This window comes from Holophagales bacterium, assembly GCA_016719485.1.
GTDB lineage: Bacteria > Acidobacteriota > Thermoanaerobaculia > UBA5066 > UBA5066 > UBA5066.
Genome location: JADJZB010000021.1, coordinates 62,694 through 82,292, shown reverse-complemented (window position 1 = coordinate 82,292; position 19,599 = coordinate 62,694). Strand labels below are relative to the sequence as shown.

General features: G+C 70.0%; 20 protein-coding genes, 1 tRNA gene and 1 pseudogene. 16 read left to right on the top strand and 6 right to left on the bottom strand.

Annotated features, from left to right (window positions below; all coding sequences use genetic code 11):
• Positions 1-2 precede the first annotated feature (2 nt).
• Positions 3-716, bottom strand: a complete 714-nt coding sequence (locus IPN03_12275) for a 1-acyl-sn-glycerol-3-phosphate acyltransferase (protein ID MBK9374472.1) — start codon at positions 714-716, stop codon at positions 3-5.
• A 41-nt stretch (positions 717-757) separates the two neighbouring features.
• Between IPN03_12275 and IPN03_12270 the strand changes: the two genes are divergently transcribed.
• The 5 genes from IPN03_12270 (at position 758) to IPN03_12250 (ending at position 5,964) form a co-directional block, all read left to right on the top strand.
• Positions 758-1,576, top strand: coding sequence for an ABC transporter permease (locus IPN03_12270; protein MBK9374471.1), 819 nt, complete (start codon positions 758-760; stop codon positions 1,574-1,576).
• Positions 1,573-2,340, top strand: a complete 768-nt coding sequence (locus tag IPN03_12265) for an ATP-binding cassette domain-containing protein (protein MBK9374470.1) — start codon at positions 1,573-1,575, stop codon at positions 2,338-2,340. Before IPN03_12270 ends, IPN03_12265 begins: the two co-directional genes overlap by 4 nt.
• Entirely contained in the window at positions 2,337-3,542 is a 1,206-nt protein-coding gene (locus IPN03_12260) for an MCE family protein (GenBank protein ID MBK9374469.1), read from the top strand. Before IPN03_12265 ends, IPN03_12260 begins: the two co-directional genes overlap by 4 nt.
• 2 nt (positions 3,543-3,544) lie before the next feature.
• The gene (locus IPN03_12255) at positions 3,545-4,588 is read left to right on the top strand and encodes an NAD(P)-dependent oxidoreductase (GenBank protein ID MBK9374468.1); all 1,044 of its coding nucleotides are present in this window, start codon (positions 3,545-3,547) and stop codon (positions 4,586-4,588) included.
• A 77-nt stretch (positions 4,589-4,665) separates the two neighbouring features.
• Positions 4,666-5,964: a UDP-glucose/GDP-mannose dehydrogenase family protein gene (locus IPN03_12250; GenBank protein ID MBK9374467.1), complete on the top strand. Its 1,299-nt coding sequence runs from the start codon at positions 4,666-4,668 to the stop codon at positions 5,962-5,964.
• A 53-nt stretch (positions 5,965-6,017) separates the two neighbouring features.
• Here IPN03_12250 and IPN03_12245 read toward each other — a convergent pair whose 3' ends face one another.
• A complete protein-coding gene (locus IPN03_12245; protein ID MBK9374466.1) occupies positions 6,018-6,500 on the bottom strand; it encodes a hypothetical protein in 483 nt (160 codons plus the stop codon).
• A gap of 104 nt (positions 6,501-6,604) precedes the next feature.
• Here IPN03_12245 and IPN03_12240 point away from each other — a divergent pair, with 104 nt between their 5' ends.
• Together IPN03_12240 and IPN03_12235 are read left to right on the top strand one after the other, a co-directional pair.
• Complete coding sequence (locus tag IPN03_12240) at positions 6,605-7,537, top strand: SDR family oxidoreductase (GenBank protein ID MBK9374465.1); 933 nt, start codon at positions 6,605-6,607, stop codon at positions 7,535-7,537.
• A gap of 13 nt (positions 7,538-7,550) precedes the next feature.
• Positions 7,551-8,036: a pyridoxamine 5'-phosphate oxidase family protein gene (locus IPN03_12235; protein MBK9374464.1), complete on the top strand. Its 486-nt coding sequence runs from the start codon at positions 7,551-7,553 to the stop codon at positions 8,034-8,036.
• Between the two features lie 5 nt (positions 8,037-8,041).
• Here IPN03_12235 and IPN03_12230 read toward each other — a convergent pair.
• Together IPN03_12230 and IPN03_12225 are read right to left on the bottom strand one after the other, a co-directional pair.
• Positions 8,042-8,116 (bottom strand) — tRNA-Val (locus tag IPN03_12230).
• Positions 8,117-8,178: 62 nt separating this feature from the next.
• Positions 8,179-8,583 (bottom strand): DUF2914 domain-containing protein, encoded by a 405-nt coding sequence (locus IPN03_12225; protein ID MBK9374463.1) that lies wholly within the window; start codon positions 8,581-8,583, stop codon positions 8,179-8,181.
• Positions 8,584-8,704: 121 nt separating this feature from the next.
• Between IPN03_12225 and IPN03_12220 the strand changes: the two genes are divergently transcribed.
• The 9 genes and pseudogenes from IPN03_12220 (at position 8,705) to IPN03_12180 (ending at position 16,662) form a co-directional block, all read left to right on the top strand.
• Positions 8,705-9,856: an ABC transporter permease gene (locus tag IPN03_12220; protein MBK9374462.1), complete on the top strand. Its 1,152-nt coding sequence runs from the start codon at positions 8,705-8,707 to the stop codon at positions 9,854-9,856.
• 1 nt (position 9,857) lies between these two features.
• A pseudogene (locus IPN03_12215) lies at positions 9,858-11,185 on the top strand (MFS transporter).
• Between the two features lie 12 nt (positions 11,186-11,197).
• On the top strand, positions 11,198-11,587 hold the full coding sequence (locus IPN03_12210) for an EVE domain-containing protein (protein ID MBK9374461.1): 390 nt from the start codon (positions 11,198-11,200) through the stop codon (positions 11,585-11,587).
• A gap of 3 nt (positions 11,588-11,590) precedes the next feature.
• Positions 11,591-11,986, top strand: a complete 396-nt coding sequence (locus IPN03_12205; protein ID MBK9374460.1) for an Rrf2 family transcriptional regulator — start codon at positions 11,591-11,593, stop codon at positions 11,984-11,986.
• Entirely contained in the window at positions 11,983-12,684 is a 702-nt protein-coding gene (locus tag IPN03_12200) for a hypothetical protein (protein MBK9374459.1), read from the top strand. The genes IPN03_12205 and IPN03_12200 overlap by 4 nt, the downstream gene beginning before the upstream one ends.
• Before the next feature lie 37 nt (positions 12,685-12,721).
• Positions 12,722-14,494, top strand: a complete 1,773-nt coding sequence (locus tag IPN03_12195) for a UbiD family decarboxylase (protein MBK9374458.1) — start codon at positions 12,722-12,724, stop codon at positions 14,492-14,494.
• Between the two features lie 70 nt (positions 14,495-14,564).
• A complete protein-coding gene (locus tag IPN03_12190; GenBank protein ID MBK9374457.1) occupies positions 14,565-14,996 on the top strand; it encodes an Rrf2 family transcriptional regulator in 432 nt (143 codons plus the stop codon).
• A 60-nt stretch (positions 14,997-15,056) separates the two neighbouring features.
• Entirely contained in the window at positions 15,057-15,665 is a 609-nt protein-coding gene (locus tag IPN03_12185) for a hemerythrin domain-containing protein (GenBank protein MBK9374456.1), read from the top strand.
• Positions 15,666-15,726: 61 nt separating this feature from the next.
• On the top strand, positions 15,727-16,662 hold the full coding sequence (locus IPN03_12180; protein ID MBK9374455.1) for a hypothetical protein: 936 nt from the start codon (positions 15,727-15,729) through the stop codon (positions 16,660-16,662).
• Between the two features lie 14 nt (positions 16,663-16,676).
• Here the strand turns inward: IPN03_12180 and IPN03_12175 are convergent, their stop codons facing one another.
• Positions 16,677-18,101, bottom strand: a complete 1,425-nt coding sequence (locus IPN03_12175) for an outer membrane protein transport protein (GenBank protein ID MBK9374454.1) — start codon at positions 18,099-18,101, stop codon at positions 16,677-16,679.
• Positions 18,098-19,507 carry a protein kinase gene (locus IPN03_12170; protein MBK9374453.1) on the bottom strand — a complete coding sequence of 470 codons (1,410 nt, stop codon included), beginning with the start codon at positions 19,505-19,507 and terminating at the stop codon, positions 18,098-18,100. The genes IPN03_12175 and IPN03_12170 overlap by 4 nt, the downstream gene beginning before the upstream one ends.
• Between the last annotated feature and the right edge of the window lie 92 nt (positions 19,508-19,599).

Below are 19,599 nucleotides of genomic sequence, written 5' to 3'. Positions count from 1 at the left end.
GTTTACTCCGACGAATCGCCCAGCCTGGCGATCTCGGCCCGCACCTTCTCGATGTACTCACCGCGCTGCGCGAAGGCGTAACCGTCGGACGGGACGGGGTCTCCGACCCGGACGGTGATCCTCCCCCGGCGGACGAGAAGGCCGTCGGCGCCGAGGACAGCCCGGGCCCCCGTGATGCCGACCGGAACGATCGGCATCCCGCTCCGCATCGCCAGGAGGAAGCCCGCCTTCTTGAAAGGCAGGAGCTTGCCGTTCCGCGAGCGGGTTCCCTCGGGAAAGACGAGGATCGAAACCCCCTTCTTCAGGCTCTTCCCGATCCGGTCGAACGCCTCGCGCCCCTTGTCCTTCCGCTCGCGGTCGACCGGGATGAAGCCGGCGAGCCACATCGACCAGCCGAGGAACGGAATCCAGAAGAGGCCCCGCTTCGCCACGAACCGCACGTCGCGGGAGAGGGCGACGAAGATCACGACGATGTCCGCCGCCGAGGTGTGATTCGCCATGAAGATCGCCTCGGGGACCGTCCGCGCGTCCTCCGTCGTCTCCACGACCACGTCGATTCCTGCCGCTCTCAGGAGAGTCCACGACCACCAGCGCGCCCAGTACTGGTAGATCTTCCCGCGGGGCGGGATCCAGGACGTGAGGATCGCCAGAGTCCCGAAGACGGGTGTCACCACCAGCCCGAAAAGCCAGACCCACACCGTGTAGAGGAGCTGCATCGAGGCGCGAGTCTACCGGTACGGCCCGTACAATCGCCCCCGTGACCGAAACCGCCCCCGCGGAGGCCCGCCGCGACCCGTCCTGGACGCTCCCGCGGCTCCGCCGCTGGTTTCGCAGGGTCTTCTCCCACCTCGGCGGCCTCGGTCTCCTCGCCGGCAGCCTCGTCCGCGAGGGACGCAAGCGGTGGGAAGGGGGCGAGATCCTGCGCCAGATGGACGCCCTCGGCGTCCAGTCGATCGCCGTCGCGAACCTGACCTGCCTCTTCACGGGGATGGTCCTCGCCCTCCAGACGGCTTACGCGCTCGAGCAGTTCGGCGGAAAGCTCGTCGTCGGGCGGGCCGTCATCCTCTCGCTCACCCGTGAGCTCGGTCCCGTCCTGACGGCCCTCATGCTGGCCGCGCGCTGCGGGGCCGGGATCACGGCCGAGCTCGGCACGATGGCCGTCACCGAGCAGGTCGACGCCCTGCGCGCCCTCGGCACCTCCCCGATCCGCAAGCTCGTCCTGCCGCGCGTCGTCGCGCTGACGGTCATGCTCCCCGTCCTCACCCTCATCGCCATCTTCCACGGCATGCTCGGCGGCCTCATCATCGCCGCCTTCGAGATCAAGATCGGGGCGGGCTTCTACCTGTCGACGACGCTGCAGGCGCTCTCCGTCAACGACCTGATGCACGGCCTGTGCAAGACGCCGGTCTTCGGCCTCGAGATCGCCCTCATCGGCTGCTACAACGGCCTCGGGGCCACGGGCGGGGCGGACGGCGTCGGACGGGCGACGACGGTCGCCGTCGTCGCCGCGTCCATCACGATCCTCATCACCGACTTCTTCCTCACGAAGCTCTTCATCGCTTTGCCATTCGGATGAGCGACCCCGTCATCGAGCTCAGAGCCGTATCGAAGGCCTTCGGCGACAACGTCGTCCTGGACTCCGTCGACCTGTCCGTGCGGCGCGGCGAGGTGATGGTGATTCTCGGGGGGTCGGGGAGCGGCAAGTCGGTCTCGCTCCGGCACATGAACGGGCTGACGCACCCCGACGCGGGAGAAGTCTTCGTCGACGGCCTCGAGGTCTCCCGCCTCGCCGAGGAAGAGCTCGTACCGATTCGGAAGAAGGTCGGGATGCTCTTCCAGATGGGGGCCCTCTTCGATTCGATGACGGTCTTCGAGAACGTCGCCTTCGCCCTCTGGGAGCACACGAAGATGACGGACGCCGACGTCGCCGCCCGCGTGGAGGAGGTACTCGCCTTCGTCAACCTCGGCCCCGACGTGATGCCGCTCCTCCCCTCGTCGCTCTCGGGCGGAATGAAGAAACGGGTCTCGCTGGCACGCACCATCGCGCTCAAGCCGGAGGTCCTCCTCTACGACGAGCCGACGACCGGCCTGGACCCCGTGACGGCGATGACGATCAACCGCCTCATCGTCGACCTGAACTCGCGCCTCGCGACGACCTCCGTCGTCGTGACGCACGACATCGCCTCGGCCCTCTACGTGGCCGACCGGATCGCGTTCCTGGAGAAAGGGCGCTTCACCTTCGTCGGGAGCCCCGACGAGGCCCGCCGTTCCGACGTCGCCGCCCTCCGCGCCTTCCTCGCCGCGGAAGAGACCGGCACGAGGGAGACCACCGCACCATGAGAGCCGACAGCCGCACCCGCTCCCGCGTCGGGGTCATCGTCTTCACCTCGCTCCTCCTCCTCGTCGTCATGATCGTCATCGTCGGCGGCAAGACCGGCTTCTTCCTCGCCCGGAGCAGCTATTTCGCCCTCTTCCCGAACTCCCAGGGCCTGATGGGCGGGAACCAGGTCCGCCTCGCGGGTGTCACCGTCGGCGCCGTCCAGGACGTGGAAGTCCCGAAGAAGCCGGGCGAGGACCTGATCGTCCGCTTCGACATCGAGCGCCGCTACCGCCACCTCGTCCGGACCGACAGCCGCGTGGAGATCAAGACGATCGGGCTCCTCGGCGACAAGTACCTGGAGGTGACCCCGGGGTCATCCGACAAGCCTCTGGCGGAGCCCGGCACGGAGATCTCGGCCATTCGCGGAAGCGAGCTCGAGAAGATCCTCGCCGGGTCGGGCGACCTCGTCGACAACGTCAGCGCCGTCGCCAAGTCGCTCAAGACGATCCTGGGCCGCGTGGAGAAGGGGGAGGGGTTCGTCGGCGAGCTCACGAGCGCGACCCCGGAGGGCAAGGAGCTGTCGCGCTCGCTCCGGCAAACGATCGCCTCGACGAACGCCCTCCTCGAGGACGCCCGCACGGGGAAGGGGCTCGTCGGCCGCCTCGTCTCCGACGAGGCGCTCGCCGACCGCGTGACGTTGGAGCTGGAGGGCTCGGTGGCCTCCCTCCGGAAGATCCTCGGCGCCGTCGAGAAGGGGGCCGGCGAGGGCGAAGGGCTCGTCCCGGCGCTCCTCGGAGACCCCGAGGGGAAGAGGAAGTTCTTCGCGATGGTCGAGTCGCTCCAGGCGGCAGCGGACGGGCTCGCCGGCTTCTCGAAGGACCTCTCGACGGGGAACGGCCTCCTTCCGAAGCTCGTCCGCGACGAGACGTTCGCCCGCGACCTGATGAAGGACCTCTCGCGCATCTCGGGAAGCCTCGCCCGCGTGGCCGAGAAGATCGACGGCGGCGAAGGGACCGCCGGCAAGCTCGTCAACGACCCGGCTCTCTTCGAGGCCGTCGACGACATCCTCGTCGGCATCGACGAGTCCAAGCCCCTCAAGTGGCTCGTGAGGAACCGGCAGCGGTCGGGCATCCAGACGCGCTACGAGGCCGAGAAGGCGAAGGCGGACGCGGCCTCGCCCGAGGCGCTCGGACCCGCCCCGACGCCCGAGCCGAGGGAGTAGGCGTGGCCTTTCGGGTCCTCGTGGCCGGCGGGGCCGGCCTCGTCGGGTCGGCGGTGGCCAGACAGCTTCTCTCCGAGGGAGCCGAGGTGGCCGTCGTCGACGCGATGGGGGACCAGGGCGACGGACGCGCCGTCCGGGAGGAGCGCGCCCGGGAGCTTCGCGCATTCCCGAAAGCGACGGTCGTCACCGCCGACCTTTCCCTACCCGGCGCCGCCAGCGACGTCTTCCGCGACCTGAAACCCGACGCCGTCGTGAACGCGGCGCTCTTCCCGCCGGGAGGCCCGGGCGTGGTCTCGATGCTCGAGGCGATGCGGAGTCACGAGAAGCCCTTCCTCGTCCACCTCTCCGACGGGGCGCTCTACGGCTCCCCCGCTTCCCCGGGCCAGCCCGCCCTCGAGGAAGAGCCGATCGACCCCGGGCGCGACCCCGTCCTGCTCCAGCGGATGGTCGAGGAGTCGCGCCTCCGCGGCTCCGAAGTGCCGAACGTCATCCTCCGCCTGTTCCGCATCCTCGCACCCGGAGCGCCCGCGAACCGCTTTCCGCAGGACGCCCTCGAGACGCTCCTCGACGGTGGAGAGGTCGTCGTCGACTCCGACGCACCCCAGGACCTCCTGCACGTCCGCGACGCGGTCCACGGGATCCTCGCCGCGCTGGCCCTTCGCCCGGCCGGACGGACGATCAACCTCGGAAGCGGCCGCGGCGTCGCCCCGTCGCACCTCGTCCGGCTCCTCGCCGAGCGGGCCTTCCGCCCGTTGAGGATTCGCGTCGAGGAGCCCCCGGCCCGTCCGGGCCGGATCGCCTCCCTGTCTCGCGCCGGAGAGCTCCTCCGGTTCCGCGCGAAGACGACCCTCGAGACGGCGGTCGAGGAGATCGTCGCCGCCCGCCTCGGCGCCCCCGAGAGCACGACGAGCCGGCCGCGTCCGGCGGCACCCCTGCCACGGCCGGCCGCACCCGGCGCCCCGGTGAGCGACGAACCGAAGGAAGTCTCCCGCCGGGAGCTCTTCGGCTTCTTCCGCCGGCCGTTCGACGGCAGCCGAACCCGCTGACGGCGCCTGGACTCCGGGGACGGTAAACTCCGCCGGCTGGACGGCCCTTCGCGGCTGTCCCCATTCGGAGGATTCTCATGAATATCTGCATGGTCGGGACGGGATACGTGGGCCTCGTGACGGGTGCCTGTCTCGCCGACTTCGGGATGGACGTCACCTGCATCGACAAGGACGAGGCGAAGATCAATCTCCTCAAGAAGGGCGTCTCGCCGATCTACGAGCCCGGGCTCGAGGAGCTGATCCACAAGAACGCCCAGGCCAAGAGGCTCCGGTTCTCGACCGACATCCGCGAGGCCGTCGAGAGGGCGCTCGTCGTCTTCATCGCCGTCGGCACGCCTCCCCGCGAGGACGGTTCGCCCGACCTCTCCTTCATCTTCCAGGTCGCCGAGACGATCGCCGAGCACATGAACGGGTACAAGGTCGTCGTCACGAAGTCGACGGTCCCGACCGGCACCGGCGCCCAGATCGAGGAGATCCTGCGGAAGAACCCCCAGGGCCACAAGTTCTCGGTCGTCTCGAATCCCGAGTTCCTCAGGGAAGGCTCGGCCATAGAGGACTTCATGCGCCCCGACCGGGTCGTGATCGGATCCCGGGACGCCGAGGCGATCGCGATCGTCAAGGACGTCTACTCGCCCCTCATCGTCGCCGGCGTCCCCTTCGTCGTCTCCGACGTCGAGTCGGCCGAGCTGATCAAGTACGCCTCGAACGGCTTCCTCGCGCTGAAGATCTCGTTCATCAACGAGATTGCCGCGATGTGCGAGCGGATGGGGGCCGACGTGAAGGACGTCGCCCGCGGGATGGGCCTCGACAAGCGGATCTCGCCGCACTTCCTCCTTCCCGGCCCCGGCTTCGGAGGCTCCTGCTTCCCGAAGGACGCCTCGGGCGTCGTCGACGTCGCCCGCAAGCACGGCTACACGTTCGAGATCATGGAGACCGTCCTCCGCGTGAACGACGCGGTGAAAGCCCGGATGATCGACAAGGTCGAGACCGTCTGCGGCGACCTCGCCGGGAAGCGGATCGCCGTCCTCGGCCTCGCGTTCAAGCCCGAGACCGACGACATCCGCGACAGCTCGGCCCTGAAGCTCATCCAGGACATGAAGGCCCGGGGCGCCACCGTGGCCGCCTACGACCCGGCCGCGATGGACAACACCCGCGCCGTCCTCCCCGACGTCACCTACGCCGAGGACGTCTACGAGTGCGTGGCCGGGGCCGACGCCGTCGTTCTCGTCACCGACTGGAACCAGTTCCGCAAGCTCGACCTCGCCAGGCTCGAGGCGACGATGAAGGCGAAGCGCTTCGTCGACCTCCGGAACCTGTACGAACCGAAGGACATGAAGCAGCTGGGGTGGGAGTACATCGGTATCGGGCGGGCCTGACGGCCCGCCCCGGCACTCACGGACCACCGGACGCCCTCCACCGGGGGGCGTTTCTACTTCCGCCGGTAGACGAGAAGGCGCTCCTGCGTTTCGCGGGCACGACGGATCTCGTACTTCCGCGTCATCGTGCTGCCGGTCGGCGAGACTTCCGTCACGATCGTCTGCTTCGTGGCGAAAACGCTCCCCTGCTGCATCATCGAGACGACGTGCTCGAAAGCCTTTTCCGGCGTGAGCCACTTCGCCGTGACGGTGGCGCGCTGGCCTCCGACGTCCTGGGGCCGGCTCACCCCGTCCAGGACGAGAACGGCCGGCTCGCCTGCGGCCTTGTCCCCCGCGAAGCGGGTCGTCGTCAGCTGGTTGCCGCGAAAGGCGATCTTCAGGTCGACACCCTTCTGGGCTTCCGGGACGTTTCTGGATGCCTTCAGGTCGAGCGCCCAGGTCCCCTCGAGCGTGGACTCCTCTGCCGCGGCTGAGCCGGCCGTGGCGAGCACGAGAACCAGGGGACCGACGAGGAACCGGAACGAATTCAACCTCATGCCGTCCTCCAGAGCCCCTGTGGGGAGCTCTCCTCCGAACGCTCTATTCTGCTCCCGGCACGCCGCGATACGGAGGGAATCAGTCCCGTAGAATGATCGATTACATGCGTATCGTCGTGACCGGCGCCGCCGGATTCCTCGGAAGCCACCTCTCCGACCTTCTTCTCGCCGAGGGGCACGAGGTGATCGGGGTCGACAACCTCGTCACCGGCCACGTCCGCAACATCGCCCACCTGATGGGGAACCGGTCTTTCCGGTTCCTCCACCACGACGTCACGGAGTACATCTTCCTCGACGGCCCGGTCGACGCGGTCCTCCACTTCGCCTCTCCGGCTTCGCCGATCGACTACCTCCAGATCCCGATCCAGACTCTCAAGGTCGGCGCCCTCGGCACGCACAAGGCGCTCGGCCTGTCGCGCGCCAAGAAGGCCCGCTTCCTTCTCGCGTCGACGTCCGAGGTCTACGGCGATCCTCTCGTCCACCCGCAGCCCGAGAGCTACTGGGGGAACGTGAACCCGGTCGGCCCGCGCGGCTGCTACGACGAGGCCAAGCGCTTCGCCGAGGCGATGACGATGGCCTACCGGAACTTCCACGGCGTCGAGACCCGCATCGTCCGCATCTTCAACACCTACGGACCGAGGATGCGGGCCAAAGACGGGAGGATCGTCCCCTCGCTCATCAGCCAGGCTCTCGCCGGCGAGCCGCTCACCGTGTTCGGAGACGGCTCCCAGACCCGCTCCTTCTGCTTCGTCTCCGACCTCGTCGACGGCATCTACCGCCTTCTCCTGTCGGACCAGGCCGACCCGTGCAACATCGGCAATCCCTCCGAGATGACCGTCATGCAGTTCGCCGAGACGATCCGCCGGCTCACGGGGACGGCCTCGACGATCGTCCACAGACCCCTCCCCGTCGACGACCCCAGGCAGCGACGACCCGACATCACCCTCGCGAAGGCGAAGCTCGGCTGGGAGCCGAAAGTCGGGCTCGAGGAAGGGCTCGCCGCCACGATCGACTACTTCCGCGCCCTGCGCGCCTGAAGGAGGAACGCCGGTGGTCTCCGAAACGTACCTGCCGCCCGCCCGCCTCCTCGCAACCTCCCGCTGGGCCGCCCTCGCGGTCGTCCACGACGGCGCCCCGGCCGCGGCGATGACCTCCTACGCGCTGGCACCCGACGGGACGGCCCTCTACGTCCACCTCTCCCAGATGGCGCTCCACACGCGTGCGCTCCTCGCGGAGCCGCGCGCGGCGCTCGTCGTCTCGGCGCCCGACACGGGCGAAGGCGATCCTCAGACTCTGCCGCGCCTTTCCCTCGCCGGCGTGGCGCTCGCGCTCGTCCCCGGGACCCCCGATTTCGAGGCCGGGCAGGCCGCGTACGTGAGCCGCTTCCCGGACGCGGAAGAGCGCTTCGGACTCGCGGACTTCGTCCTCTTCCGCTTCGAGTCGACCGAGGCTCGTTGGGTCGGCGGCTTCGCCCGGGCGCTCCGGATGACGGGCGCTCAGCTGACGGAGGCGCTGCAGGAGGCGGCGAAGGGGTAGGAAGCTGGTGGGAGGCGAGGGGATCGAACCCCCGACCACCTGCGTGTAAAGCAGGCGCTCTGCCACTGAGCTAGCCTCCCGGCCACCTGCACGCTAACCGCGGCGCGCCGCAGCCGTCAAGGCAGGAAGCAGCCCAGAGCGGTCAGTCGATCTTCCGCGGCTGGACGGTGAAGTCGACGACGCCGAGCGAGCGGCCGATCGGGTCGAGGATCTCGACCTTCCAGCGGCCGGGCTGGTCCTTCACTCTCTTCAGCGACCAGGTCCGGTAGGGCGAGGCCCGGAGCGGGAGGCGTACGCGCTGGACGTCCTTGCCCTCGAACGACCAGACGTGGAAGACGAAGGCCTCGCCCGTCGCCCCCTCGATCTTCGTGAGGCACGCGACGCTCTCGACGTCGGCCGCGAAGGTCCTCCCCTCGCTGTCGCAGCCCCTGTCGACGATCTCCCGACAGACGGCGATCTCGGTCGCCTTCAGGGGCGACACCTCGACGATCGCGACGGGTGCGCCGAGGAGACCCGGAAGGCCGAGGAGGAGGAGATTCAGAAGCATGCCCGCAGCCCGGCATGATAACGAACCGGGCCGCGCGCACCTCGAGCGGTTCCCACGGCAACGGCCCTGCGGCTGCTCGCGGGGCAGAAACCCCGCCGGCTCCGCCCCGTAAACTCGATCATTGACCTACGCCGGCTACGTCCTCCGCCATCTGACCGCGCGGCCCCTCCGGGCGACGCTGACGGCCGGAGCCTTCGCGTTCTCCATCGGGCTGCTGGGGTTCCTCTGGCTCCTTTCGGCGGCGCTCGAGAAGGAGTGGTCGCCGTTCATGGCCCAGCGGGTCATCGTGACGGCGAAGACCTCGTTCTTCGACAAGCTGCCGATGGCCTATCTCCCCCGGATCGAGGCCACGCCCGGCGTCGCCCGGGTCGTTCCCTTCGACTTCGTTCTCGCGTACTTCCGTGACAGCCGCCCCGAGAACATGGTCCCGGTCTCCTCGGCCCCGCCCGGGCCCATGCTCGAGGTCTACCGGGAGGCGGACGTCCCGCCCGACCAGGCGGCGGCCTGGGCGGCAGACCCGACGGGGGCCCTGGTGGGACCCCTCCTCGTCGAGAAGTTCGGTTGGAAGACGGGCCAGCGTGTCGTCCTGAAGGCCCCGGTGAAGGGCGGCGTCATCGAGACGACGATCCGGGCGGTCATGGGCTATCGGCTCGACAGCGGCCTCTACATCCACCGGCGCTACGCCGAGCAGCTCTTCGAGGCCGAGGGGCAGACGAACATGTTCTGGATCCTCGCGAAGAGCCGGAAGGACGTGGACGGGATCACCGCCGCCCTCGAGAAGGCGTTCGAGAACGCCCCCGTGCCGGCACGCGCGATGACGGAGCGGCAGTGGCAGCTCCAGTTCCTCGAGATGCTCGGGAACGTGAAGGCGCTCCTCGGGAGCGTGGGGCTGGCGACGGGGTTCGCGCTGCTCCTCATCACCGCCAACAGCCTCGCCATGAGCGCGCGCGAGCGGCGCGGAGAGACCGCCGTTCTCCGCGTCCTCGGTTTCCGCCGCAGAGCGATCGCGGGATTCCTTCTCGGCGAGGCGCTCGTCTACGGTCTCGTCGGAGCGCTGCTCGGCGGCGGCGTCATGTCCGCCTTCGCGCACTTCGTCGGCGCCGCCCTCGACAAGACGCAGTACGCCGGGATGGGCGGGCTCCTCGTGCCCGACGCCACCGCGCTCCTCCTGGCGGCCGCCCTCTCGACCCTCCTCGCCGTCCTGGCCGGGCTCGCCCCCGCTCTCAACCTGGCCCGCAGGCCGATCGCGGCGCTTCTGAGAGAGGGGGCCTGACGTGCATCGCCTGCGCTCCCTCGTCGCGCGGACCGTCGAGGTGCGCGAAGGAGAGGGTCCCGCTCTCGGATGGGCGAGCGCGTACTTCTTCCTGCTGCTGGCGAGCTACTACGTCATCCGCCCTCTCCGGGACGAAATGGGCGTCCGGGGAAGCGAGAACGCCCTGTCGTGGCTCTTCGTCGGGACTCTCGCCGGAACCGCTCTGCTGAACCCGCTCTTCGGCGCCCTCGTTTCGCGCCTCACGCGGAAGGTCTTCGTCCCGGTCGTCTACCGCTTTCTCGTGGCGACCCTCGTCCTCTTCTGGGCACTCCTTTCCCTTGCGCCCGAGGCGTGGCGCCTCCCCGTCGCCCAAACCTTCTTCGTCTGGGCGAGCATCTTCAATCTCTTCGCCGTGTCGGTGTTCTGGGGCTTCCTCTCCGACCTCTTCCGTCCGGAGCAGGGCCGACGGCTCTTCGGTTTCGTCGCCGTCGGCGGGACGCTCGGAGCCGTGGCCGGGGCCGCGCTGACGGCGGGCCTCGCGGGCCTCCTCGGCCCGACGAACCTCCTTCTCCTCGCGGCGCTCCTCCTCGAGGGGGCCGTCTTCTGCGTCCGCGGTCTCGTCCGGCACTTCGGAGTCGACGACACGTCCCGAAACCCGGACGGTACGGGAACCGAGCCGGAAGGGGTTCCGCCGGGCAGAGGCGTGTTCTCGGGTCTCGCGATCGTCTCGCGTTCCGGTACCTCCTCGGCATATCGCTCTTCCTCCTCTTCTTCACCATCAGCTCGACGTTCCTCTACTTCGAGCAGGCGCGCATCGTGAAGGCCGCGCTCGCCGACTCCGCAGAGCGGACCGCGTTCTTCGCCCGGATCGACCTCTGGGTGAACCTCCTCGCCGCATTCACCCAGGTATTCCTTTCGGGGCGCATCGTCCGGGCGCTCGGCGTCGGCGGCACCCTCGTGGCGCTCCCGGTCCTCACCGCCGCCGGCTTCCTCGCTCTCGCCGCCTCGCCGACGACGGGAGTCCTCGTCCTCGTCATGGTGTCGCGGCGCGCCGGCAACTTCGCGCTCTTCCGCCCCGCGCGCGAGGTCCTCTTCACCGTTCTCCCGCGCGAAGAGAAGTACGCCGCCAAGAACTTCGTCGACACGTTCGTCTACCGCTCCGGCGACGTCGTCGGTGCGTTCGCCGACAAGGGCCTCCGGGCCCTCGGCGCCGTGGGCGGGACGCTCGCGGGCCTCTTCCTGCCCATCGCCGTCGCCTGGGCGCTCCTGGCGGCCTGGCTCGGACGGCGGCAGGGCCGCCTCGCCGAGGCGCGGGCGGCGGCACAGCCCGAAGGCCCCGACGCGGGTTAGCATCCCGTCCTCATGGACTGGCTCCTGAAAACCGAAGCCTCCGAGTACGCGTTCGAGGATCTCGTCCGGGACAGGACCACCGGCTGGGACGGCGTGACGAACGCCCTGGCACGCAAGCACCTACGGTCGATGACGAAGGGAGACCGTCTCGTCATCTACCACACGGGCGACGTCAAGGCCGCCGTCGGGCGGGCCACCGTCGCCGCCGCGCCCCGCCCCGATCTGCTCGACCCGAAAGGGACCGTCGTCGACGTGAAGGCCGGGCGAGCGTTGAAGAAGCCCGTCACGCTCGCCGAGATGAAGGCGGCGAAGGTCTTCGCCGGGTCGCCGCTCCTGACCTGCGGGCGGCTCTCCGTCGTTCCGCTCACGCCCGAGCAGTACGCCTTCGTCGCGGGCGACTAGTCCATGCTCCTCTCCCGGGCGGCCGAGGTGGCGCTGAAGTCGCTGCCCCACTTCGACCCTCGCGGGCCGGACGCCCCCGGCCACGAGGTGCGCGTCCTCGCCTTCGCTTGTGGAGAACCTGCTCCGTATCTCGCGAAGGTGCTGCAGAGACTCGCCCGAGCCGGCCTCCTGCGATCGAAGCGGGGCCGGACGGGAGGATTCGTCCTCGGCAGGCCGGCGAGCGAGATCACGCTGGCCGACATCGTCCTCGCGGTCGAAGGGGCGGAGAGCCTCGAGACGGTCTTCGCGCTCCCGGAGGGTCCGGCCGGGCCGTTCCTTCTCCCGGCCCGGAACGAACTCGCGGCGCGGCTCTCTGGAACGACGCTGGCTCGCCTCCGGCGCGAGATCCTGGTCCCGTGAGCGCCGCCGGCGGCGTCCCCGCGCGCGAGACGACTTCGATCGAGGTTCCGCTCCAGCTCTTCCCGCGCCTGCCGGAAGAGTCGCCACCTTTCCCCCTCCTTCTCGGCCTCCACGGCTACGGAATGCACGCGGCGACACTCTTCCCCCTCCTCGCCCGCATGGCACCCGACGGATGGGGAATCGTCGCCGTCGAGGGGCCTCAGTCGGCCTTCCTTCCCGGCGAGGCGCTCGGCCCCGCGGGAGCCCGCGGCTTCCACTGGGGCGTCAGCCCGCGGCACGAGGACAACCAGGCGGTCCACCGCGCGGCCGTCGCCGCGGCGATCGCCTGGGGTGTCGAGCGCGGCGCCGACCCGTCGAGAGTCGCGCTCCTCGGCTTCAGCCAGCCCTGCTCGTTCAACTACCGCCTCGCCCTCGACACCCGGCGCGGCCTTCCGTTCAGGGCCGTCGTCGGCCTCTGCGGCGGACTACCGGGGGAATGGACCGAGCCGGCGCCCGGGACGGCGGCCTCCGCGTCCTCCCACGCCCTCCACATCTCGACCGACGCCGACGAGTTCTACGCCCTCGAACGCGTCGCCACTTACGCCGCGCTGCTCTCGTCTCGTTTCGCGAGCGTGAGGCACGAGATCCACGCGGGAGGGCACAGGGTGCCGTCGACGGCGATCCCGGTCGTCCGGGCGTTCCTGGAGCGATACGGGTGAAGCCGACTCGGCCGCGCCGTCGTAACCTCTCCGGACGATGCACGACCTGCGCGCGTTCCTCGCCGCCCTGAGAGCCGAGGGAGAGCTCCTCGAGATCGAGACCGAGGCCGACCCGAACCTCGAGATCCCCGAGATCCACCGGCGGGTCATCGAGCAGGGGGGGCCGGCGCTCCTGTTCGAGCGCCCGAGGGGCTCCGCCTTTCCCGTCGTCACGAACCTGTTCGGCACCGCGAAGCGGATCGAGCTCGCGTTCGGCCGTCGCCCCCTGGAATTCGTGAAGGCTGCCGTCCGTGCGACGCACGAGCTCCTCCCGCCGACCCCCGGAAAGCTGTGGGGCTTCCGCTCCTTCTTCGGCGAGGCGCTGAAGGTGGGAATGAAGGAGGTCTCTCACTCCCCCGTCACCGAGGTCGTCGAGACCGACCCCGACCTGACGCGTCTTCCGGCTCTCACGCAGTGGCCCGAGGACGGCGGCCCGTTCCTCACGCTGCCGCTCGTCTACACGGAACACCCCGACAAGCGCGAGCACAACCTCGGGATGTACCGGATCCAGATCCACGAGCCGCGGCAGACCGGCATCCACTGGCAGATCGGCAAGGGGGGCGGGTTCCACTATCACGTCGCCGAGTCGAAGGACGAGGCGCTTCCCGTCACGATCTTCCTGGGCGGCCCCCCGGCGCTCATCCTCGCTGCGATCGCGCCCCTCCCCGAAGGGCTTCCCGAGATGCTCCTCGCCTCGCTCCTCCTGGGCAGAAAGCTCCCCGTGACGCGCGTGCCGGGCCACCCGCACCGCCTCGTCGCGGGTGCCGAGTTCGCGATCACGGGAAAGGTGCCGCCGAACGTGCGGCGCGCGGAGGGGCCGTTCGGCGACCACTACGGCTACTACTCGCTGAAGCACGACTACCCCGTTCTCGAAGTCGACCGCATCTTCCGGCGCCGCGACGCGATCTTCCCGGCCACCGTCGTCGGAAAGCCGGCGCAGGAGGACTTCTACATCGGGGACTACCTGCAGGAGCTTCTGTCGCCGCTCTTCCCGGTCGTCATGCCGAGCGTCGTCGACCTCTGGAGCTACGGCGACACCGGCTTCCACTCGCTCGCGGCGGCCGTCGTGAAGGACCGCTATGGGCGCGAGGCGATCTCGTCGGCGTTCCGGATCCTCGGCGAAGGGCAGCTCGCCCTGACGAAGTTCCTCCTCCTGACGGACGTTCGCGTCGACCTGAAGGACTTCCGCGCGCTCCTCGAGACCGTCCTCGCCCGCTGCCGGTTCGAGACCGACCTCTTCGTCGTCTCGAACCTCGCCATGGACACGCTCGACTACACCGGCCCGAAGGTGAACGAGGGGTCGAAGGGCGTCCTCGCCGGCCTCGGCGCCCCGATCCGCGACCTCCCGCGCGAGTTCTCGGGCCCGGTCCCTGCGGGAGGGCGGGCGGCCGCGGTCTTCTGCGGCGGGGCGCTCTGCGTCTCCGGACCTTCGTGGCAGGAGGACCGGGACTTCGCCGCGCGCCTCGCACGCGATCCGGCGATCGCGGAGTGGCCCCTCGTCGCCCTCGTCGACGACGCGGCGGCTGCCGCAAGAGACGCGCGCTCTTTCCTCTGGCACGTCTTCACCCGCTTCGAGCCGGGAGCCGACGTCCACGCCGCCCGGACCGAGATCGTGAGGAACCAGATCGCCCGTTCGGCGCCGATCGTCCTCGACGCCAGGATGAAGCCCTGGATGCCGGGCGTCGTCGAGGCCGACCCTCGGACCGTCGCCCTCGTCGACCGCCGGTGGCGGGAGTACTTCCCGGCGGGAAGCGCCGGCACGCGTCTCTGAGGCGCCCGGAGCGCCCGAGGGCACTCCGGGAACGGTCCGTCGCCCCCTTGCGCAACCCCCACTTCAATGGATATCGTCATCCACTGAGAGGCGCCCCCTGTTTTCCCAGACCTCGCGCTACGCGCTCCGCACCCTCGCCTACCTCGCGACCCACCGCGACCGATGGGTCCTCGCCCGCGAGATCGCGGCGGGAGCGGACGTCCCGCCGGACTACCTCTCCAAGATCCTCGCCCGGCTCCGCAAGCGCGGCTTCGTCACCAGCCAGAAGGGCTGGGGCGGCGGGTTCCGGATGAAGGGCACCGGGGCGAACGTGGCCATCTCGGCCGTCCTCGAGACGTTCGACGGAAAGCGGGAAAAGGATGCCTGCGCCTTCGGCCTCGGCCGGTGCAAGGCAGACGCCCCCTGCCCCCTGCACCCTCACTGGGAACGCATCCGGGAGGAGTACGAACAGATGCTCCGGAGCGTGACGCTGCGGGACCTGAAGCACGAGACCACTCCGTGACCCCCCTTTTTGCCATATCAACGGATCTCGCCATCCATTGAGATAGAACGAGGAGACCTCATGGCCCGACCCATCACGATCCTGATGAACGAGCACCGCCTCATCGAAAACGTCCTCGGCTCCCTCGAGACCTGCGTGCTCGAGGTCGAAGGCGGCCTCGCCCTCGAGCGCGCCTTCGCCCTCGACTACGCGACGTTCCTGCGCGGCTTCGCGGACGCGTGGCACCACGGCAAGGAGGAGGACATCCTCTTCCGCCGGATGGTGGAACGTGGCTTCTCGGCCGAGTCGGGGCCCGTCGCCGTCATGCTCCACGAGCACCGCGAGGGGCGCGCCCTCGTCGGGGCGATCCACGGGGTCGGAGAGGGCACGGGCGACGTGACCCCTGCCGAGAGGAGGTCCTTCCTCGAAGGGGCCCGTGGCTTCATCCCCCTCCTGCGTCAGCACATCCAGAAGGAAGACAACATCCTCTACCCGATGTCGGAGAGGGTCCTGTCTTCGGCCGAGTTCGAGACGATGCTCGCCGACTTCGCGGCTTTCGAGACGAAAGCGGGGGCCGACGGGACCCGCGACCGCCTCGAGGCGCTCGCCGGCCGGCTCGTCTCCGCGTTCCGGCCCGACGAGGCGCGGGTGGCGGCGGGGTCGGCCGGGGGCTGCTGGTCGCGCGGATGACGCAGAAGCCGTGAATCGGACTCTCCCGGTCCCGTAAACTCCTCCTGAAACGGAGGAGGACGTGCCGCCGGGGCTGGGAGAGATCCTCGCCGAATCCGGAGACCTGACCCTGAGACGCCTGCGAAAGGCGTCCGACTGGCGGCGTGTTCACGGAGGGACGATCGACCGCGCCCTCCTCGCGACGGGCGCCGTCAGCGAGGAGGCGCTCCTCGACGCCCTGGAGCGCGTTACGGGTCTCCCGAGCGTCTCGCGCGAGCGGCTCTCCACCGCACGCCGCGAGGTGGTCGAAACGCTCCCTGCCGATGCCCGCAGGCGCCTTCGCGCTTTGCCGTTCGACCGCCACGGAAACGTCCTGTACGTCGCGGTCATCGACCCGGGCAACCCGGTCCTCGAAACGGGTCTCGTCGCCTCCACGGGCTGCGTCATACGCACCCACGTCACCGCCGACCCGATCCTCGAGGACGTCCTGAGGATCTGGGAATCGGCGAAGCCGGACATTCCCGGACCTGGGGCCCCGGGGCCTGCTCCGGCGAGCCCGGTGGCGCCATCCACGCCGGCGCCCGCCCCGGACCGGCCAGGCCCCGATCCGGCCGTCGAGCTCGACCCGTTCGCGCGCCTCGCGCGCGCCCTGCTCGTCGACGCGATCGACGAGGGAGCCCAGGCGATCGAGATCGGCCCCGAGGGAAAGGGGGCTCTCCTTCGTACTTACTCGGGCGGAGTCGCTCAGACGTCCCGGCCACTTCCGCTTCCGGTTCTCGAGCCGCTCTTCTCCTGGTTCCTCGCCAGGACACGACCCTCCGGGCCGTTCGACGAGGGGGGGCTCGTCCTCGAGAGATCCGGCCGGCGCGTCCGCGTCGAGGCCACCATCGACGCCACGGGGACCGCCTGGCTCGTTCTCGAGCCCGCCCCCGGTCCTCCGCAAATGGAAACCGAGATCTGCCTCCACGAGGCGGCGGAGGGGGACATCTTCTGCCCCTTCTGCGGAGCCCCTCTCTGAACGGGCTCGAAGGCTCAGAAGCGGTAGAACAGCGAAGCCGAGAGCACCCGCGAGAAACGTCCCACGTCGAAGGCGAGGTCGAAGGAGACCCGCCGCGAGATCGTGGCGCCGAGGCCGCCCGAAAACCGGTCGTCGGGCTTGCCTCCGTCGTAGACGGTCCTCACGCTCTCGGAGTACGGCGGGTCGTCGACGTCGTAGGCCGTTCCCGCCGCGTCGCGCGCCGAGAGGTTCGACGTCACGCCCCTTGCGGGCTCGCGGTGATAGCCGAGCCGGAAGGCGAGAAGCAGGTCCGCCGTGGTGGCGACGTACTCGATCCCGATTCGCGGAAGGATGACGTCGTCGGGGGGGGCGAGGTCGGCGAGGAGCGGACCCACCGGGAATCCCGGGAACGGCCCGGCGAGCCCGCTGTAGGAGACCACGGGCAGGGGCCTGTCTATGAAATCCCCGTACGCGATCCACTGGGCCTCGACGGCGACCGTCAGCCCGGGGAACGGGCGAGCGGCCAGGCCCACGGCAGCGTCCCGGGGGACGCGCGCCGAGAACGGCCGGGACTCCTGGCCGGCGAGCGGAGACGGGACGTCTCCGCCGATCTCGAGGGTGCCCGCCGCCGCACCCGTCTGGCGGTAGACCGCTCCCGCGGTCAGCTTGCCGCCGGACGCGAGGTCGGCGTGGACCCCAACGACGAAGCCGAGGGTGCTCGAGTCGAGATCTCGGATCGCCATGGTGGCCGTGAGAGTCTCGATCTGCGTCGGCGTGCGGTAGGTCCGGTTCACGATCCGGTGCGCGCCGCCGGCGTCGCCGAGGAGCTCCAGATCCATCCGGTTCATGGTGACCCCCGCACCGATCCGAAGACGGTCCGTGGCGCGGTACGCGGCGGAGAGGCCGAGGAGCCGGTTGCGGAGCGAAACCGCGCCGTGCTCGCGAAACTCGTAGAGATAGTCCAGTCGCGTCGAGCCGCCCGACCGGTTGTCGCGCAGCTCGATGTAGGTGTACCCGTCCTCACCCGGGTCGCCCTCGAACCGCAGGTTCTCTGCGTAGCTCACGGCGGCCACGAACCTTCGGGACACGGGAATCACGACCCCGGCGAACTCCACGCCCGAGGCGCGCGCCGGGATGTCGGAGTTCACGCCACGGACCGGCGGGTACGGGTTCGAGAGGCTCCCCGTCGCCGTCGAGCGTGCGGTGACGAGGCCGATGACGTCGTCCGACCTCTTCCCCGAGACCCCCACTTCGACCGACGAAAGGAGGCCGAGGCCGGCCGGGTTGGCGATCGCCGCGGTGGCATCGTCGGCGATCGCGGTGAAGGCACCGCCCATGGCGAGCGATTTCCCGCCCGGGTTCGTCAGGTTGAACGTGATCTTGGAGAGCAGGGCCGACTCGACCTGGGCGGCGGCGGGTGCCGCCGAGACGAGGAGAAGGACGACGACCAGCTTCTTCATCGGAGGGTCTCCTCGAGCTCTTCGAGTGGGCGGAGGGTGAGGGGGACGAGAGCGGGCTCTCCGGCCGCGACGGCGACCTCCAGCTCGGCCCGCGCGGAGCCCGGAGGCGGTTCGGCCACGGTGACACGATAGCGGCCCGGAGGGACCGGGAGAACGAGCGGCGTCTCCGCCGGGGAGGGGAGCGGGACGGCAGTCCCGCTCTTCACGTCGACCACGGACACGACCGAGGCCCACGGGACCGACGTGATTCGGAGCTCCGCCGTCGCCGGGCTGCGAGGGGGCCGCCCTGCCGCGTTCTTCGGTGGGGCGGCGTCCGTCTCCGGTCGGCGCGTGAGCGCTCCCCAGAAGAGAAGCGCCAGGAGGGCCGCGCCGGCGAGGACGATGCCCGCAGTCCTCCGCACCGGCGCAGGCGCCGACGGGGCGCGGCCCGCGACGAGCTGCGTCGGCGCGGTCGGCCCGCGGGGCGACGAGGCCGGCGGCGCGCTCCCCGGGTCGCCCGCGTCCGCCTTGCGAGGAGGTAGCTCGCCCGACGCCCCGGTCGACCGCAGGACCGAGACGAGCCGCTCGGTGATGTCGCGATAGGTCTGCGGGCGGTCCTCGCGCCTCTTCTCGAGCATCTGACCGAGGAGCCGGACGAGCTCCATCGGAAGGGCAGGGGACCCTGGCGGTGCGGCGACGGGCGGCGGCAGGTGGTTCAGGTGCGCGGCGATGTACTCCACCGGGGCGCGCCCCTCGAACGGGCGGCGCCCCGCGAGCACCTGGTAGAAGATGACGCCGAGGCTGTAGACGTCGCTCCGCCAGTCGAGCGGCACGCCCTGGCCCAGGGAGCCGAGCTGCTCCGGCGACCCGTAGGCGACCTTTCCGAGAAAGAAGCCGGTCGCGGTGAGCGACTCCGCCGCGGCAGATTCGAAAAGCTTGGCGATGCCGAAGTCGAGGAGCTTGACGGTCTTCTCGCCACCGGTCTCGACCACGAAGACGTTGTCGGGCGAGAGGTCGCGGTGCACGATGCCGCGGGAGGCGAGGTACTCCATTCCGTTTGCGGCCTGGATCAGGAGCGGGAGAGTCTCGGGAAACGGCCGGCCGGCGTAGCTTCCGATCGGTTTTCCCTCGAGGTACTCCATCGCCAGGTAGGGCGTCCCGTCCTCCTCGCCGATCTCGTAGAAGGTCACGACGTTGGCGTGCAGGAGCGCCTGGAGAATCTCGGCCTCCCGCGTGAAGCGAACCCGCGCCTCGGCCACGTGCGGCGCCGACTCGTCGCCCGCCACCTCGGTCTCGCGGATCACCTTCAGCGCGACGGTCTTGCCGTCCCGCTCGTCCACCGCTCGGTAGACGATTCCCATCCCGCCGCGGCCGACACGGCGGACGATCCGGTAGTGGGCGATCCGTTCTACGGCGGGCGGGTTCACGTCTGCTCCAGGGGGCGCATGCCCCCGCCGAGGTTAACCCCCGGCCGCCCGCCACGCGTCAGCGGATCGCCCTCGCCGCGTGCGCGGCCCGT